Source organism: Pseudomonas sp. SCPG-7 (genome assembly GCF_002156405.1).
GTDB lineage: Bacteria > Pseudomonadota > Gammaproteobacteria > Pseudomonadales > Pseudomonadaceae > Aquipseudomonas > Aquipseudomonas parakoreensis.
The window spans coordinates 299,928-314,491 of sequence record NZ_MVOO01000003.1; the positions used below are offsets into that span (position 1 = coordinate 299,928).

At 59.8% G+C, this 14,564-nt stretch carries 18 protein-coding genes; all 18 read right to left on the bottom strand.

Features of this window, described 5'->3' with window-relative positions; all coding sequences use genetic code 11:
* Positions 1-2: 2 nt before the first annotated feature.
* The 18 genes from B1722_RS08325 to B1722_RS28840 all read right to left on the bottom strand — a co-directional run bounded on the left by B1722_RS08325 (position 3) and on the right by B1722_RS28840 (position 14,545).
* Positions 3-1,031, bottom strand: coding sequence for a phage tail protein (locus B1722_RS08325; protein WP_086792147.1), 1,029 nt, complete (start codon positions 1,029-1,031; stop codon positions 3-5).
* A gap of 9 nt (positions 1,032-1,040) precedes the next feature.
* On the bottom strand, positions 1,041-1,253 hold the full coding sequence (locus B1722_RS08330) for a tail protein X (RefSeq protein ID WP_086792149.1): 213 nt from the start codon (positions 1,251-1,253) through the stop codon (positions 1,041-1,043).
* Positions 1,246-1,629 (bottom strand): phage tail protein, encoded by a 384-nt coding sequence (locus tag B1722_RS08335; protein WP_086792151.1) that lies wholly within the window; start codon positions 1,627-1,629, stop codon positions 1,246-1,248. Before B1722_RS08335 ends, B1722_RS08330 begins: the two co-directional genes overlap by 8 nt.
* The gene (locus tag B1722_RS29995; protein WP_086792154.1) at positions 1,629-3,755 is read right to left on the bottom strand and encodes a phage tail tape measure protein; all 2,127 of its coding nucleotides are present in this window, start codon (positions 3,753-3,755) and stop codon (positions 1,629-1,631) included. Before B1722_RS29995 ends, B1722_RS08335 begins: the two co-directional genes overlap by 1 nt.
* Positions 3,756-3,883: 128 nt before the next feature.
* A complete protein-coding gene (locus B1722_RS08345; RefSeq protein ID WP_086792156.1) occupies positions 3,884-4,465 on the bottom strand; it encodes a phage tail assembly protein in 582 nt (193 codons plus the stop codon).
* A gap of 151 nt (positions 4,466-4,616) precedes the next feature.
* Positions 4,617-5,123: a phage major tail tube protein gene (locus tag B1722_RS08350; RefSeq protein WP_007908799.1), complete on the bottom strand. Its 507-nt coding sequence runs from the start codon at positions 5,121-5,123 to the stop codon at positions 4,617-4,619.
* Positions 5,123-6,289 (bottom strand): tail protein, encoded by a 1,167-nt coding sequence (locus tag B1722_RS08355; RefSeq protein WP_041072277.1) that lies wholly within the window; start codon positions 6,287-6,289, stop codon positions 5,123-5,125. Before B1722_RS08355 ends, B1722_RS08350 begins: the two co-directional genes overlap by 1 nt.
* 2 nt (positions 6,290-6,291) lie before the next feature.
* Positions 6,292-6,477 (bottom strand): hypothetical protein, encoded by a 186-nt coding sequence (locus B1722_RS08360; protein WP_047291936.1) that lies wholly within the window; start codon positions 6,475-6,477, stop codon positions 6,292-6,294.
* A gap of 103 nt (positions 6,478-6,580) precedes the next feature.
* Positions 6,581-7,090 carry a DUF4376 domain-containing protein gene (locus tag B1722_RS08365; protein WP_041072281.1) on the bottom strand — a complete coding sequence of 170 codons (510 nt, stop codon included), beginning with the start codon at positions 7,088-7,090 and terminating at the stop codon, positions 6,581-6,583.
* A 10-nt stretch (positions 7,091-7,100) separates the two neighbouring features.
* Positions 7,101-9,878 carry a phage tail protein gene (locus B1722_RS08370; protein WP_086792158.1) on the bottom strand — a complete coding sequence of 926 codons (2,778 nt, stop codon included), beginning with the start codon at positions 9,876-9,878 and terminating at the stop codon, positions 7,101-7,103.
* Positions 9,879-10,514 (bottom strand): phage tail protein I, encoded by a 636-nt coding sequence (locus tag B1722_RS08375; RefSeq protein ID WP_041072285.1) that lies wholly within the window; start codon positions 10,512-10,514, stop codon positions 9,879-9,881.
* Complete coding sequence (locus tag B1722_RS08380; RefSeq protein WP_041072287.1) at positions 10,511-11,506, bottom strand: baseplate J/gp47 family protein; 996 nt, start codon at positions 11,504-11,506, stop codon at positions 10,511-10,513. Before B1722_RS08380 ends, B1722_RS08375 begins: the two co-directional genes overlap by 4 nt.
* Positions 11,503-11,835 (bottom strand): phage baseplate protein, encoded by a 333-nt coding sequence (locus tag B1722_RS08385; protein ID WP_003222189.1) that lies wholly within the window; start codon positions 11,833-11,835, stop codon positions 11,503-11,505. The genes B1722_RS08380 and B1722_RS08385 overlap by 4 nt, the downstream gene beginning before the upstream one ends.
* A gap of 14 nt (positions 11,836-11,849) precedes the next feature.
* Positions 11,850-12,458: a phage baseplate assembly protein V gene (locus B1722_RS08390; RefSeq protein WP_041072289.1), complete on the bottom strand. Its 609-nt coding sequence runs from the start codon at positions 12,456-12,458 to the stop codon at positions 11,850-11,852.
* Positions 12,459-12,461: 3 nt separating this feature from the next.
* On the bottom strand, positions 12,462-12,983 hold the full coding sequence (locus B1722_RS08395; RefSeq protein ID WP_041072291.1) for a hypothetical protein: 522 nt from the start codon (positions 12,981-12,983) through the stop codon (positions 12,462-12,464).
* A 72-nt stretch (positions 12,984-13,055) separates the two neighbouring features.
* Positions 13,056-13,397 carry a phage holin family protein gene (locus tag B1722_RS08400; protein WP_003222183.1) on the bottom strand — a complete coding sequence of 114 codons (342 nt, stop codon included), beginning with the start codon at positions 13,395-13,397 and terminating at the stop codon, positions 13,056-13,058.
* 74 nt (positions 13,398-13,471) lie between these two features.
* Positions 13,472-14,047 (bottom strand): DUF642 domain-containing protein, encoded by a 576-nt coding sequence (locus tag B1722_RS08405; RefSeq protein ID WP_041072293.1) that lies wholly within the window; start codon positions 14,045-14,047, stop codon positions 13,472-13,474.
* A 189-nt stretch (positions 14,048-14,236) separates the two neighbouring features.
* Positions 14,237-14,545: a hypothetical protein gene (locus tag B1722_RS28840; RefSeq protein ID WP_140395996.1), complete on the bottom strand. Its 309-nt coding sequence runs from the start codon at positions 14,543-14,545 to the stop codon at positions 14,237-14,239.
* Positions 14,546-14,564 lie beyond the last annotated feature (19 nt).

Consider the following 14,564-nt stretch of genomic DNA (forward strand, 5'->3'; position numbering starts at 1 on the left):
AATCAGTCCTTGGCTTCAGCCTTGGGATCAAGGCCGCTGGCATCGATCACACAGCGATAGCTGTTCTCGCGATTGCCACTGGCGGTGACTTTTTCGATCGACCAGCGCCCACGCATGAAGTCCGGCCAGGTCTCATCGAGCAGCACCAGCCCTTCGGCCGCCAGCAGTGGATTGCCGGGACAAGTGATTTTCACCTTGTACTTCTGCCGGAGCATCTTGCGCACTTCGCCTTCGCCAACGGCAATCGCATCGGCTTCGCTGGGTTGCTTCTGGCGGATGATCTTGAACGGCGCAAGCCCCGTTTCGACCCACTGCAACAAACCTGTGGCAGCCTCCACGAAACAGGTCTTGCAACCCTTGGTTTGCTCGCGGGCGGACTCCTCCAGCGTGGCGCTGATGAATGCGTGATCGCCGGGACGGTTGTTGCTGGTCACCGACAAGGTCACGTCCGCCAGCACCTGGCCCGACAACGATTTGGTCTGACCGGGACGGGCCAGCACGTACACGTCGTTGTAGGGTTTGGTCACCGCGTTGTACTTTTTCGCCAGGCGCGTCAGAAAGCTCATGTCGGTTTCGTTGGACTGGTCGACGTGCTCGATCCTGATCATCGCCACCTCGGGCGCGACGCGCGGTGAAAAGCCATGGCTCGACACCAGTTTGCGAAACAGCGCACCCAATGTAGTCGGGCCATGACTGGCCGTGCGACGTTGCTTGAAGCCCGTCTCATCCTCCTTGCTGAACGGTGCCGCCGTGGCCACCAGCGTCAGGCGAAACGGGAACAGCGTCGGCATCAGGCGTGTCACTTTGAACTGGCCCTTGTCGACCATTCCCGATTCCAGATAACCGACCTCAAGGCCGATTTTCCCGCCCAGATCCGGCAGCCCTTCGAGGCCTTCAAGATCGATGGTCAAGGTCAACTGATCGGACTCGAAACCGGCAGCGTCGATGTGCTCCCAACTGATCAGGCGCTGATTGAGCAGATCCGCGTTTGCGCCGTAAATCTTAACGACCGGCGTAAAACCCAGTGTCATGCAACCTCCTTAATCCCAGGCCGTGAGCGGTTTGATCGTGGCCGGTTTCGAATCGAGTTCCGGCAACGTGACCCAGACGCCCGCAGGCAGGATCGAGCCGTGTTCGGCCAGGGTCGGGTTGAGTGTCCACAGGGCTTCTTCGGCGCTGTCATCACTGCGCCCGGTTTCGCGGTAGAGCAGCAGATTCACCGAGTCACCGGCCACGCTTCGTACCTTACGCATTGTTGAACTCCGACAATCCGATGACCCACTTGATCACCATCGCGGTGCCGTCATCGATGACCTCGCTCTGGTTCTCGTCGATGCTGTTGATCCGCCACAGACCCCAGTTGCGGCCGATGCCGTCAATCAACGGCAACGGTGCACGCAATGCCTGAAGTGCGCGCAATTCATCGAGTCGATCCATGGCCACGGCATACATTGAGGTGCCGCTGATGGTCAGCGATTCCGCTTTCTGCCCGGTCTGACTGGACTTGGGTTTGCTGGTCAGGATCTGGATGTCGCTCCAGCCACCGTCGGACTTTCGCGCCAGCGTGCTGTAAGCGAAGTTGCGCGACAGGCCGAAGATGAAACTGCCCAGCGCCATTTGTTGTTTCATCAGGCGACTCCATCGGTCAGGGCTGCGTCACGGCGAGTGGCGAGGCTGTTGGTGTTCATCAGTGGAATGAATTCGTTGTTGAATTGGGATCTCAGGTGAAAGTCGACCAATTGACCGATCTTTTCCACACTGCCCGGGTCGCTGCAATACACCTGAACGGTGGGCGCGTAGGGGGCTGGCACCGTGGGCGCCTGGGCGCTGGCCAGCGCCTGACTGACCTGAGCCGGTGCTGCCAGTTTGTCCGGTGCAGCATTGCCGAGTTTTTCGCCAAGAAGGGAACCGCCCTCACTGCCAAGCCACCCGCCAAGCAATCCACCGAGAAGGCCACCTATGGCCATGCCGGGTGGGCCACCCACGGCTCCGAGTGACGCGCCGAAAGCAGAGCCTGCAAGAGCGCCGGCCATTCCACCGCCCGCTGCGCCGACGCTTTTAGCTATCTGGGTTTCGTCACCGCTGGCCACCCCGGCCGCCAGGCCTGTGAGGGCAGCGACGGTTTTCACAGGCCAGGGCATTGCGCGCGACAGAGGGCGCATGGCAGCAGCGGTCGACTCCAGAAGCGGGGCCCGCACCCGCGAAGTTTGCTCGAGGATCTTCAAACCACTGCCAGCAGCGGCGGCCCCCGCTGTGCCGGTGGCGGCGCCGGTGAAAACGGACAGGCCCTTATCCACGACTTTCTTGCCAACCCGTTCTTTGATATCGCTGCCAATGGCATCGAGCGCTTGATCGAACAACGGTTTGAGAAACGCGCTCACCGTCAACACCACGCCAGCAGTTTTCGGATAGGCTTCAGTCAGTTCACTGAGCTTGTCGACCCCGGCAGAGGCCAGCGAATCGCTGGAGGGTGCCAACGCGTTGCCTTTGGCGACGGCCAATCGTTCGCTACGGGCATTCAGAATATTCAGCTGTCCTTGCTGAGTACCGGAAAGCGTCAGGGCAGCCTGTTTTATCGACCCCTTCTCGCCCAGCTCCGACGTCGCGTATCGCTGCTTGTCCTTGACCTGCCAGAACGTCTCATTAACCTCACCGAGGTTTTGCGAGAGCTTCTGCGCAGCATCACCGCCATCGGAGAACAACGTCCTGGCCAGCACTGCGCGTTGTTCTGGCGGTCTGGCGTTCAATGCGGCCAACACTGTCAGCAACGCACCTTGCGCATTGTCCTTGTTCGGATCACGCATCGCCGCAGACACGGCCTTGGGATCGAGCCCCAGTTGTTTCCACGCCCCCTGTTCGGCAACAGAGACCTGGTCTCCCTTGCTCAAGGCTGTGGAAATGCTCTTCAACGCGACGCTTGCTTCACCTTCTTTCGTTCCGGTGTTCAGCAAGGCTGCCGACAGCGCTGCGGCTTGCTCGGGTTGCAACCCCGCAGCAATCGCCGCGTCGCCGGAACGCTGCAACACCGAGCCGATGTCTGCCGCGTTTACATCTCCGGGCATTTTGCCCAAGTGGTGAGCCGCATCTGCCAGATCGATGGCCTGATCACGGGTCAGTTTCATCGAGGTACGCCAGGCCGCCATCATCTCGGCGACTTGTAGCGCAGGCACCTTGAATGCTGACGCGGTGAGCGCAGCGTCATCGGCGAACTTCAGCAGTTCGAACTGCTTGTCCGAGGCATTGGACAAGTCGATGCCAATCCCCGCCTTGGCACCCAACGCCGCGGCATTGAGCAATTCAACCCCGGTGGTTCCTCCGGCAGCCACCAACGGGGCGCTGGCCATGATCAGGCTTGCCTGAGCCATTTCCTTGCCCTGAACCGGAGTCAGTCGAGCGACTTCGCTCAGGTTCGCAGCGGCTGTGTCCATCGCGACAGCGGCTTTGAGCAGTTCGGGAGGGACGGCGCCGGCTACCTTGTCTGCAGCCTTCTGCGCGGAAGATCCGCCGTCGCCATTGACCGCGCTCTTCGACAAAGAACGTTGGGTCGCCAAGGTGAGGATCAGCGAATCGATGGCTGCAGTCAGCGAAACGATTCGGTCACTTGCCGTACTCAACGCATGCCTCAGGTCGGCGACCTTATCCCGATCCAGGCCTGCTGTAGTCGTGCTCGTTGCTGCAGTGGTCAAGCCGATATTGCGGCTCGCGGAACCCGTGCTCTCACCGGCGTTCATGAGCGCATTTTTACTCTCTGCCATGCCGCTCTACTCCTGTTTCACGCCAAGGCGAGTGATCGCTATGTCGTAGCGGCGCAACGCCTTTTCGGCGTCCCATTCCAGAATCTCCGCCTCACTTACCGGGTAAATGAGCGGGACGATATCGAGGATTACTTCGATGTCGCGTTCCGAAAGTAGGCCGCCGGCTGGTTTAAAAAATCGTCGATGCGCACCTGCAATTGCGTCCAGTCAGGGACGCTCATGTGGGCCAGATCGGGGATCATCAGCCCGGTGCAATGGGCAGTGATGAACTCGGCGCGTTCCTTGGCCGTTTTCAGTTTCTTCATCACTTTGGTCGCGCGCAGTGCGGGCATTTCCAGCGACAGCGAGGTCACGGTGCGGCCAGTCACGGCGAGCGGTTGCAGCAGTTGCACTTCGTCAGGGTCGGCGGACTTTTCTGCATCCTCGACCTGCTCCAGAAAGTACGACGCCGGACGGGTCGACATCTCGTGCACGTACTGGGCGATGCTCACGTAGTCCGGGCGTTTGAGCTGGTCGAGTTCCTTGACCGACAGGCCGGTGGCGAGCAGCGCCAGTTCGAAGAACTGATCGTCTTCATCATCGCCAGCGCGCTCCAGCGCTTCTTTTTGCGCGGCGTAGAACAGTGGCTTGAGCTGGATCTGCTCGATCTGCGCGCCGTCGTCGCCGGTGATCGGTGACAGCAGGTCATGCTGGGGTGGCATCCACGACATGTATGAATTCCTTGGTGATTCTTTTAGATCCACTGTGGGAGCGAGCTTGCTCGCGAAAGCGGCCTGACATTCAGCATTGATGGCCACTGACCTGGCGCCTTCGCGAGCAAGCTCGCTCCCACAGGGTTTTATGATTGCCTGTAAGCCGGGGTTACGGCATCAGCACCGCACGACGCGCATCACCGAGGATGTCGACGCCGTTGAGCACGAACTTCTGGGTGCGCACGTCGATGTCGATCACCGGAATGCCGTTTTCCAGGCGGTTGTAGGTGCGGCAGGAGAAGTCCAGCGTCGTCAGGGCTTTGCCGCCCATTTTGATCGCGTCTTCACCCATGGTTTTGAGCTTGCCGCCGATGGTGTGATAGGTGAACCAGGTGTTGCCGTCCTGATCCTGACCGGCTTCACGCACATTCAGCAGGATGTCGTCGCCCAGTTTCACGCCCATTGCCAGCAACACTTCAGCACCGGTGCCTTGCAGCTTGATCTGAGCGTTCAGCGGCTTGGCGCTCTTGGCCATTTCCTCAACGATGAAGCGCCCGCCCGTCATGTTTTCCATGTCGAAGTCGATCTTCGGCGGAGTGAACTCCTCAACGGTCGCCGACAACGGCAGGCCTTGCAGGGTGGCCGCGATGGCCTGTCTTACGCGGTTGGTAAACATTAGAGAACGTCCTCCAGGAACTGCTCGATGATTTCATCGCGGGCGTTGAGTTGATAAACCATGTGTTCGTTCGGCGCGTAGCGGCCGTAGTCGATGACCACGTACCAGGTGCCGTTCTTGTACTTCTCGACGCTGTTGAGTTCCGGGTGCAGATAGACGCTGCCGCCAGGAATGGTTTCGTCGGCGACCAGGGTCTGCAGCCAGTCGTTGATGCGCTTGACCTCCTGATCCATGAACGACTTGGTCAGGTTCTTCGCCATGGCTTTCTGGCCGGCCTTGACCAGCTTGCGGCTGATCGCATCTTCAAGGCCGACGTAGCTGATGAACTTGCCGGTGATCGAGCGGTTACCCAGCAGCGAGAAGCCGCCGAGCACGGTGCGGGCGTAGTAGCTGACGCCGTAGCGGTTGAGCAGATCGCCTTCGGTGGAGGTGTCGAGGATGTTGTATTCAACGACTCGGGACACGTCCTCGGCGTAGGTCACCTGGTTGCCCGGGCTTTCCCACTGCTTGACCTTCGCCAGTGCGGCAATCGCCAGGCTGGACGGTGCGAGGAAGACGTTTTTCTTCGCCGCTTTCGAGTACACCGCCGGCATGTTGTGTACCACCAAGCAACGGTCGAAACCGAGGTCGGCGCCGCCCAGTTCCTGGCTGTAAGTCACTTGATCAGCGACCGAGGCGTCCTTGCCGTCCAGCACCACACGGGCCTTGATGCGCTTGCCGAACGAGGCGAACTCGCTGGCTACCGCTTTGGTGCCGGTGAAGCCCGGCGCGCCGATGATGGTCAGGTCTTCCGGGACACTGCCCAGCGCCGCCAGACCGAGCTTGCGGCCGGTGGCTGGCTCGACACCGCCGATCACTGCGTTGACGGTGTCGGCCGGGCTCGCGCCCGCCTCGACGATCACTACGTAGACCGGCACCTTGACCACTTTGAGGATCTGGTAAACCGCGTGGTACAGGGTGCCCTCTTCGGCACCGGTCGGATCGAGCAGCGCGTGAGTGGTGAAGCTGTTGATGCGGAACGGTGCGTTGCGCGGAATCAGCGGATCGGCTTTCGGCGCGGTGCCGACCAGACCGATGACGTTGTCACCCAGGCCACCCATGGCCTCGGGGGATTCGGTGGCATTGACGGTAATGCCGTTGTGCTCGAAGTTCAAAACCTCAGCCATGGTTAGTCAGCCTTCTTGGCAGCGGCCTTTTTGGCCTGGGTGGTAGGTGTTTTCAGTTCCAGTCGACCGGCGCTGTGCAGCGCACTGGCCTCGACGTCGAGCAGATCCAGGTCTTGACCGACGCTCGACCAGTGCCCACCGCCGGTGGGGAATGGGACGAGCACGGTGTAGGTTTGGCGGGTTGCCATTTTTCGTTTCTCCATAAACGGGAAAGCCCCTCGTGGGGAGGGGCTTGGCGGGTGTTGATTTGTTTTAAGCGGACAAGAAAACGCCCCGGGGTGCAGGGGCGTTTTACTGAAGGTTTGGGACTCGCGTTTCAGGCAAGGAATCTGGCCAGCCCTCGGTCAGCATTTCGTTGCCGAACGTTCCTGCTCGAGCAGACTCGGACAGCGCTTTTTCCCGATCAAAACAGGCCTGAACATGAGACCGTACAGCCTGTGCAATTTGCAGGATCTGTTGAGCTGTCAAATCGACAAACCCGGCAACAGACTTGTAGCTGCAACGATATTCAGGATCGAGCATCGCGGAAACCGCCATTCCAGCAATCAGCGATTGACTGTCACGGGATGAATCGATAATCAAACCGGCGACCACGATACCCGAACCTTCTCGGCGAAATCGCTCCTGCGCAATCAGGTCCAATTGGCGCTTCAAGACCAGCTCGCCGTTCGCAAAACCAAATGAGTTTTCCAGTTCCTGAAGGGTGGGTTCATGGTCGAAGAGTACTTCACCGTCAGCCAATGGCCAGTCCGAGGCGACACATCGAAAGGTCGTCCCCACATTTGAGTAGGCTCTCAACATAGATGACTCCTTAAAAAGTGTATTGGGAGATGTGGACATCGTTTGCACGAGAGACCGACGCATAGAGACGGTAATAGATCGTCTGTGGAGTCGCCATGACCAGGTCCGAGAACGGACTTAGAACACCCAGTCCGACGATTCCACCAATGCCGCATGCTTTCATACCTACTTCGGTAACATCCGGAGAAAGCCCCAGAGAGCCACCGCCCGGAAAATCAGCGCTACCAATGTAATGAATGTAGCCACCGACGGTTTTTGCATTCTTCGGAACAACAGAGGCCAGCGAGATCGGTGTCGGCGACATCGACATGCCGTTTTCCAGCACTACCGTCCGAGCAATGGAAATTGAACGCTGATGTTGAATGCCGGGGTTCATCAATCGACTGGCACCGGTTTGCCACACGCTGACCAGCGCACTGGCGCTATAACCGGCGGGCATATTCGTGCCCGCATAAATTTCAGGAGCGGTACTCAATGTCGCATTGACGCCCAGCAGCTTCGCAACCTTCAACTCGGGGTTGTAGATGACGTAAATCCCGACACTGCCGCTTGCTGGAGCGATACCGGTGTCCATGCCACCTGCACCGACGGTTGTCAGATCGAGCGATAGATTGAGATTCGACAACTTGTACTGCGCGCCCCCCGGTTGCTCGATAATCAGTTGATCAGCAGTAACCGTTGCAACGGAAGCAGCGACAGGCAGCGATACTCTCAGATTACGCATGGCGCCTACTTCCGCACCATTTAGGCGAGCCAGTCTGACTTCAGTAGCTAGAGAGGCAATGTCGATGCTTCCCTGATTGACCGGCGCGTTCCAGGCTTTGATGCACCACATGACGGCGAGGTTGCGCGGGCGCACGGTTTTCCAGTACGAGCCTGTATTGAGGACAGTGACACCGGTGGACGTGTAGTAAATATCGCCTTTGAAATCAGGTGCCGGATCGGCATCAATCGCGTCGGAGTTTCCAATGCCTTGAACGGCTGGCGCCTCGACGTTGTCACCCTGGATCTTCGTACCGGCCTGGTAACTGCCTACGTTTCGCCCGGCGTCGACTCCACGCCCATGATCCCAGCCGCGCAAAAATTCACCACGTGATTCCGGCAAGCGGAAATTACCTACTCCCTCATTGCCTTTGTTGTAAGTGGTACCGAGAAAAGCCGCCAGATCCGGATAAGTCGCAATGCTCTGCACGCTACCATCCAGCTCCAGATAACCTGGCGCGACGATCCCGGTCGGGAATGCCAGAACCGCCCCCACCGGAACAGCGGATTTGAGCCGTTCGACTTCCTTGGCCAGCGCGGCTACATCGATGGTTCCCTGATTGACCGGGGCGTTCCAGGCTTTGATGCACCACATGACAGAGATGTTGCGCGGGCGAGTTTCATTTCCCCCTGCATTGACAGTAGTTGTGGGCGACGTCAGGTTGTTTGAATCAGGCCCTGAAGTTGCCAGATACCCACCCGTAGCGGGAGGTGTTACGACACCGTTAACAACTCCAGCGCCCGTACCCCCAAAAGGGTCAATGTTTGCAGCTACGCTGTCAAAGTACCGGTGACTGTGACTTTTATAATCATCAGCCTGAACGCTACCGACTTGACGTCCCAGGTCGACTCCCCGTCCATGATCCCAACCACGCAAAAACTCCCCACGCGCTTCCGGCAAACGGAAATTCCCGACACCCTCATCACCCTTATTGAACTTGCCGCCCAGATAAGCGCTCAAGTCCGGGTAAGTCGCACTGCTCTTGACGCTGTTATCCAGCTCCAGAAAACCCGGCGGCGGTGCATCCACCGGGAACGCGACAATCGAACCCACCGGCAATGCCGATGCCTTGGCAATCAACGCCTCGACTTCAGCCTTGGTGTAGGAATCCTTGATGCCAAAACCGGCCAACGTTTCAGGATTGGCCCCAGCCGTAGCGCGACCATATTCATCAACCGTCAGACTTTTGTAAGTCCCGGCAGCAATCCCGGTGCGCCCCGCCAGCATCTTGAAATTCAATGCAGTAGTGCCAAGGGTGATCGGCGCATTGGTCGTCAGGTACCACAGCGAATCACCGTTGGTCGTACCCTCTTCCACCATGACCGTCAGGCCCGGCGTGACCTTGGCGCTGGTATTGGCATCCGCCGCCCGCACCCAGTCGCCATTGGCGACGATCCACAGGCCGTTGTCCTTGGCCAGGGTCTGGTTCGCCAGCAAAACGCGGTCACCGGCAATCACGGCCACGCCGTCGATCTGTTGCGCACCGTTCAGCACGATGTTGGTAGAGGCCGCGACGCGCACCGATTGCTTGCCATCGAGTTTGCCGAGTTCTTCAGCGAGGTAACTCATGACCCAGGCACGCGTGGCCTTGACGACGGTGTCATCGATCAGCAGCGTTACCAACGACGCATTGCTGGTCTCGAAAATCGAGCGAATGTAGAACTCTTTACCCGACCCCGACGTCGCCAGCACCGGCTTGAACGACTCCGGGTATTTGACGATGGCGTAGAGAATCCCGGTATCGGTCCACAGCCCCGCTTCTCGCACGTACCAACCGCCAACGTCCGGCGGAATGGTCACTTCGGCGAGCAGCCAGCTCGGGTTCTTCTCGTCCTGGAACAGGGCGTTGAGCGGCCCGCGCCAGACTTCGCGTTTCAGCGCGGTGGCGGTCGCGGCCGGGTTGTAGACCGCGCCGCCGCCGTCGCCGACGGAAATCTGCGTCAGCTTGATCGGCACGCCCGCGGCCTTGCACGCCGTTTCGTAGGCAATCCCTGCGTTGGTGAGCAGGGTGTAATAGTCAGCCATTCAGGCCCCCTGAGGATAAATAGTGGATGTTTCGACGGTGTACATCGCGGCGGCCATGAACGCCTCGCCAGAGGTTTCGAGCCCTTCGATGAACACCGGATAAACCGTCGTCAGCTCACCGCAAAAGGTCGCGGCGGCGATGGAGTGACTGCCGAACGCGCTCAAGCCAACTGTTACCGAGAGAATGTCCCGTTCGCTCTTGGCATCGGCAAGGCGTCGGTCGAGACGGGCGTCGATTTCTGCGCTGTAGGGTTGCTCGCTGAAGGCCCGCACGGAGAAGCTGTAAGGCACGCCGGGCGGCGTCTGTTCGTACCAAGCGCGTACTTCGGGGCGTAGTTGCAAACCCTTGGCCGCGTTTTCCAACGCCTTGCGAGTACCGGCCTGGCGCGCGGTGGGCCAGGCCAGTTCGACGGTCAGGCGCTTTTCCGCTTCCGGTGCGCTGGTGCTCCATTCGGCGACACCGCGATCCGCTGCCAGATACGGCAGGAATGCGACCGGTGTTTCGCTCGGATTCATCAGTTCGGGGAACGGCGGCGCGATGCGATCCAGCAGTGCGCCGAAGCCCAGATCCAGTCCACGTTCGAGTGGAGAGCTGTTGGCCGGCAGCAACGTCGGGCTATGCGTTGGCTCACTCATAGCGTCAGCACCTCGACTTCGACCGCCGTGCAGTACGGCGCCTCGAAGGCGCTGGTGATGATCGGCTCAAGCGGTTCAAGAATCTGCAGTTGCACGGCGCCAGCGCTGTGCAACGTGTAGTCGATCCAGCTCGGATCGACCCGCCCTTCCAGGCGATGACAACTGTCGGCGTAGGCCTGCAATTGCTGTTGTGCGGCAACTTTGGTCAGGCCCGAGTCGGGGCCGGAATTGATCTTCGCCACCACGCGAATCTTGTAGCGGTGAATGTCGGCAGCCTTGACCGTGACGAGGTCGGTTTCCGGTCGCACATCAGGGCGGGCGAAGTGTTGACGCACGCCTTCCAGCAACGCTGCAGACGGAGTGCCATCGCCGTCGCGGGACAACACTGTGACCTGCACCTCACCCGGCGCCGTGCGGCGACCGTTGCCGTCCTTGACCTGTGCGGCGAGGCCGTCCGGGTTGAAGGTGTAGGTGACGTTCACCACACCGCCATCGCTGGATTCGACCTTCACCGTTGGCCGTTCACCGAGGGTGAATACCTCGCGGCGATACTGCATTCGCGAACCCGCAGCCGGGGCATGCGGCGCCAGGTAATAGCGCAGCCGGGCGTCGTCATCACTTTCATAAATCGGCGGTACCGGCGGGAAGGCTGCCGGGTCGCCCGCGTCGAGCAACTGCCTTTCAAGGCCCATGTCCGCCAGCCGTGCATCGAGGTTGCTGCCAGTGGCCCACCACGCCAGCATCTGCTTGATGCGGGCGTTGTATTTGCGTTCGTGGGTTTGCAGTCGTACGCAGAAAGCCTCAAGCGCCAGGGTCAGCAATTCGCTCTCGTTTTCCAGGCTGGTCTTGAGTTTCGCCGCGCTGTCCGGCGCTCGGGCGCCGACGTACTCGACGACGAAGGTCTTGAACTCGGCGAGCAGGTCTTCGAAGGCGTCGACGGTGATCAGCGCCGGTTCGGCCAATTGATTCTGGCCGGGGATCAACATGCTCATGTCACGACCTCGAATGTCTGTTGACGGTTTTTCCAGGTGCCGGCGAAGCGCAGCAGCAGGCCCGCGCCCTGGCGGCTGGCGACGATCACGCTCGGCTGAAAATCGCTGATCCCGTTCTGCGCGTTGTAGAACGCCTGAGCCGCGTGGCTCTGGGCCAGAAGCAGAACGTCGTCACCGAGGTTCTGCCCCAGCAGCGTCGGGATCAGCGAGCCATAAAGGGGCCTTTTTTGCCGGGTGCCCAGCGGCGTGGTCAGGGCCCGGGTCGCGCGCTGCACAAACTGCAGCCAGTCGTCGACCGTGGCCCCGGAGTCTCTATCGATTCCGATCATGGGAAGCTCTTGATTCAGGGGCTGATGACGCGGCCCTGGTGATCCACCAACGGGCCGCTGAAGTGCACGCCCGAGGCGTCGATGCTCAGGCCGACCGCGCCCAGTTGCAGGCTGATCAGCTGCGGCGTCATCGTCAGTTGCGCCGGGCCGATGCTCAGTGCAAGCGACTCGCGAGAGCCACTGAATGCGGCCGGGCCGTTTTGCCAATGCAGGGTATGCGTGGCGTCGTCGTAGCCGCTTTCAGTGCCGTCGACATGCACCCGGCGCGTCAGCGTCGGAACCGTCGCCGTCGGTGGAAAGCGCTCACTGTTCAAGCCGAACAACGCCACGCTTTGAGCGCCACTTTCACCGCTGCCGTAGTTGAGCAGCAGACACTGCTCGCCCACGCTCGGAATCCGCGATTCGCTCTGCGCTCCGGCGCTAGGGTTGAAGAATTTGATGGCTGGCGTCAGCAGTCCTCCGTGGCTGACTTGGCAAGTGTTGCTCGCCGCATCGACTGCCTGACACACGCCGATGCGACAGAAACTCTCGGCACGGCGGTGCAGGTCGTCGATCTCCGCTTCCATCTCCGCCAGCCGCTCGATGATCGGCCCCAGTTGCATGCGCAGTAATGCGTCGAACATCGGTCAGGCCTCCAGCGCGGTGTATTGGTCGGGGTCGTCGATGTTGCTGACTTCCCAGGTACGGGCGAATTTTGGCGTACCGAGCGGGTCGTCGAGCAGCGTCGGGCCAAGGTAGAGGGTCTGCGTGAAAGTCAGGGTCCACGCCTTGTATGGCTGGTCGGCGCGTGTGAGCACTGACGGCAAACCATCAATGTTCATCGGCAGATCACATTGAGCGCCGGGCAGGTTCCAGCGGTTGTCGGTGATCAGGTTTTTCAGTACGGCGATCAGATCGCACGCGGCAAATGCACTCGCAGAAAGTGCCGGAATGACTTGCAGCGACACCGTCATGACGTGGGCGATACGTCCGTCGGCGCCACGCACTCCGGGCGCATTACGGTCGAAGTCGATCAACGCCCAGGCCTGAGCGCCGGGAGCGGTGAAGTCGTCGTGATTGCCAACCTGCAGATTCAGGCCGGCGCTGTTGCGCAAGGTTGTCGCCATCGCCGTGAACAGCTGCGAAGGCTGCTGGATCGGTGCGGGCATGCAGAACCTCCTTTTCAAATGTCCACGCGCAGCCCCGCCGCATCAGTTGCAGCGAGGCAGGAAAGTGTTGAGTTACTGGGGATCGCGCGGCGGGGGAACTTCGCAGACGCCGATGCGCTTGGCGGCCCAGCGTTCGTAGAGACCGATGGCGACGTCGGCACCGGCCATGGCGGTCAGGCAACCGAAGGCACCCGCGGCCCAGATGGATAATCCGGCGGCATACAGCAGCATGATCGCCGAGACGCCGCAGATCATGCAGGCACCGGAGCGCAGGGCCAGACGCCGCAGCAATGACCAGCCACGAGCGCCCTCCTTGTCGGCGCGCCACATTTCGCCGGACACCCCGCCCACCACGGCAAGGAGGATGACCAGCCAGATAGGCATGTCCGCCAACGCTTGTTGCTCGTTTGTCATGTCACGCCTCCTGTAAGTGCGGATGAATAAAGAACGGTGAAAAGCCAACCCACGCTGCTCCCCGGTTGTGGGCGCTACAGGCGCTCAACAATGACGTTATCGATAAAGGCAAAGTTGGCGTTCGGGTTTTGCTCGTTGAAAAACGCGAGCGTTGTCTGCGCTGTGATGGCGGTGAATTCGTAAGTGATGGTGCTCCACTCCACTGCAACACCTTTAGCCGTCGGGGTATTGAACGTCGACGTTTGCCCGGCCACTTTGACGTGGATGACACCGTCACCGGAGCGGCTGGCAAACCGCGAATTACCTGCGCTGAAGGTGAGTCGGTACTTCGCCCCGATGGTCGTGGCGAAGTTCTGTTGAATCCCGCCACCATTGCCATAAACATAATTGGCCAGATCTACGATCATCACGCCGTCGGCTGCGACGGAGCCGCCAATTGCATTTGGCATGTTGAAGTACTCGGCACCGGACAGAAAGGTTGTCCAGCCGGTGATCGCATTGGTTTTGGCGGGAGTGTCCAGAATGCAGCCACCACCGCAGGTCGACTGTTCAAAACTGCCGTTGACCAACAAGTTGGCTGCCAGCACATTCGTGCCTGCACCGAGCAACATTGCGCTGGCCAGGAACGGAGCAAGATATTTCTTAAACATATTCGGGTTTCTCTTCCGTGAAAGGATTGATGGGTAATGCCTCAGGGGTTATTGCGAACAAGGTAGGCATTCCAAAAAGCCCGGCAATTACGCCGGGCTTTTCAGTAATGCGTTCCTTCGCCTTCCTTCAAATCCTGTATCCGAGAAGGAAGCTGACTTTTCGGCGCTACTGGCGCGGTACGAGTCCATTCAAATTGTTTTTCCGACCGCGGTCCCTGCCCGCCGGATAACTGCTCTTGGTGCTTTACGCTGCACACCCGGGTCAGTTGCCAACCCTCTGAACCGTTGAGGCCGGTTCATCGCTGCCTGTTCTTGTGGAACTAAAGAGCTGTTGTTGCCAGCCGCTTTGTCGAGCGGCTTGGTGGCAAGAATATGCATGGATGCATATACAGTCAATGCATAAATGCATTTATTTATGCACAAGAAATGCACGGGCTCATGCAGGCCGCATAAATCAAGGCGCCGAGGGTTTTGTTCAGGCGAAAAAAAACCCGCCATGAGGCGGGTTTCCTATGAC

Bases quoted from the DNA above. Each gene is read 5' to 3' on its own strand.
- B1722_RS08325 (WP_086792147.1), bottom strand. From the start codon at position 1,031: ATGACACTGGGTTTTACGCCGGTCGTTAAGATTTACGGCGCAAACGCG.
- B1722_RS08330 (WP_086792149.1), bottom strand. From the start codon at position 1,253: ATGCGTAAGGTACGAAGCGTGGCCGGTGACTCGGTGAATCTGCTGCTC.
- B1722_RS08335 (WP_086792151.1), bottom strand. From the start codon at position 1,629: ATGAAACAACAAATGGCGCTGGGCAGTTTCATCTTCGGCCTGTCGCGC.
- B1722_RS29995 (WP_086792154.1), bottom strand. From the start codon at position 3,755: ATGGCAGAGAGTAAAAATGCGCTCATGAACGCCGGTGAGAGCACGGGT.
- B1722_RS08345 (WP_086792156.1), bottom strand. From the start codon at position 4,465: ATGTCGTGGATGCCACCCCAGCATGACCTGCTGTCACCGATCACCGGC.
- B1722_RS08350 (WP_007908799.1), bottom strand. From the start codon at position 5,123: ATGTTTACCAACCGCGTAAGACAGGCCATCGCGGCCACCCTGCAAGGC.
- B1722_RS08355 (WP_041072277.1), bottom strand. From the start codon at position 6,289: ATGGCTGAGGTTTTGAACTTCGAGCACAACGGCATTACCGTCAATGCC.
- B1722_RS08360 (WP_047291936.1), bottom strand. From the start codon at position 6,477: ATGGCAACCCGCCAAACCTACACCGTGCTCGTCCCATTCCCCACCGGC.
- B1722_RS08365 (WP_041072281.1), bottom strand. From the start codon at position 7,090: ATGTTGAGAGCCTACTCAAATGTGGGGACGACCTTTCGATGTGTCGCC.
- B1722_RS08370 (WP_086792158.1), bottom strand. From the start codon at position 9,878: ATGGCTGACTATTACACCCTGCTCACCAACGCAGGGATTGCCTACGAA.
- B1722_RS08375 (WP_041072285.1), bottom strand. From the start codon at position 10,514: ATGAGTGAGCCAACGCATAGCCCGACGTTGCTGCCGGCCAACAGCTCT.
- B1722_RS08380 (WP_041072287.1), bottom strand. From the start codon at position 11,506: ATGAGCATGTTGATCCCCGGCCAGAATCAATTGGCCGAACCGGCGCTG.
- B1722_RS08385 (WP_003222189.1), bottom strand. From the start codon at position 11,835: ATGATCGGAATCGATAGAGACTCCGGGGCCACGGTCGACGACTGGCTG.
- B1722_RS08390 (WP_041072289.1), bottom strand. From the start codon at position 12,458: ATGTTCGACGCATTACTGCGCATGCAACTGGGGCCGATCATCGAGCGG.
- B1722_RS08395 (WP_041072291.1), bottom strand. From the start codon at position 12,983: ATGCCCGCACCGATCCAGCAGCCTTCGCAGCTGTTCACGGCGATGGCG.
- B1722_RS08400 (WP_003222183.1), bottom strand. From the start codon at position 13,397: ATGACAAACGAGCAACAAGCGTTGGCGGACATGCCTATCTGGCTGGTC.
- B1722_RS08405 (WP_041072293.1), bottom strand. From the start codon at position 14,047: ATGTTTAAGAAATATCTTGCTCCGTTCCTGGCCAGCGCAATGTTGCTC.
- B1722_RS28840 (WP_140395996.1), bottom strand. From the start codon at position 14,545: ATGGCGGGTTTTTTTTCGCCTGAACAAAACCCTCGGCGCCTTGATTTA.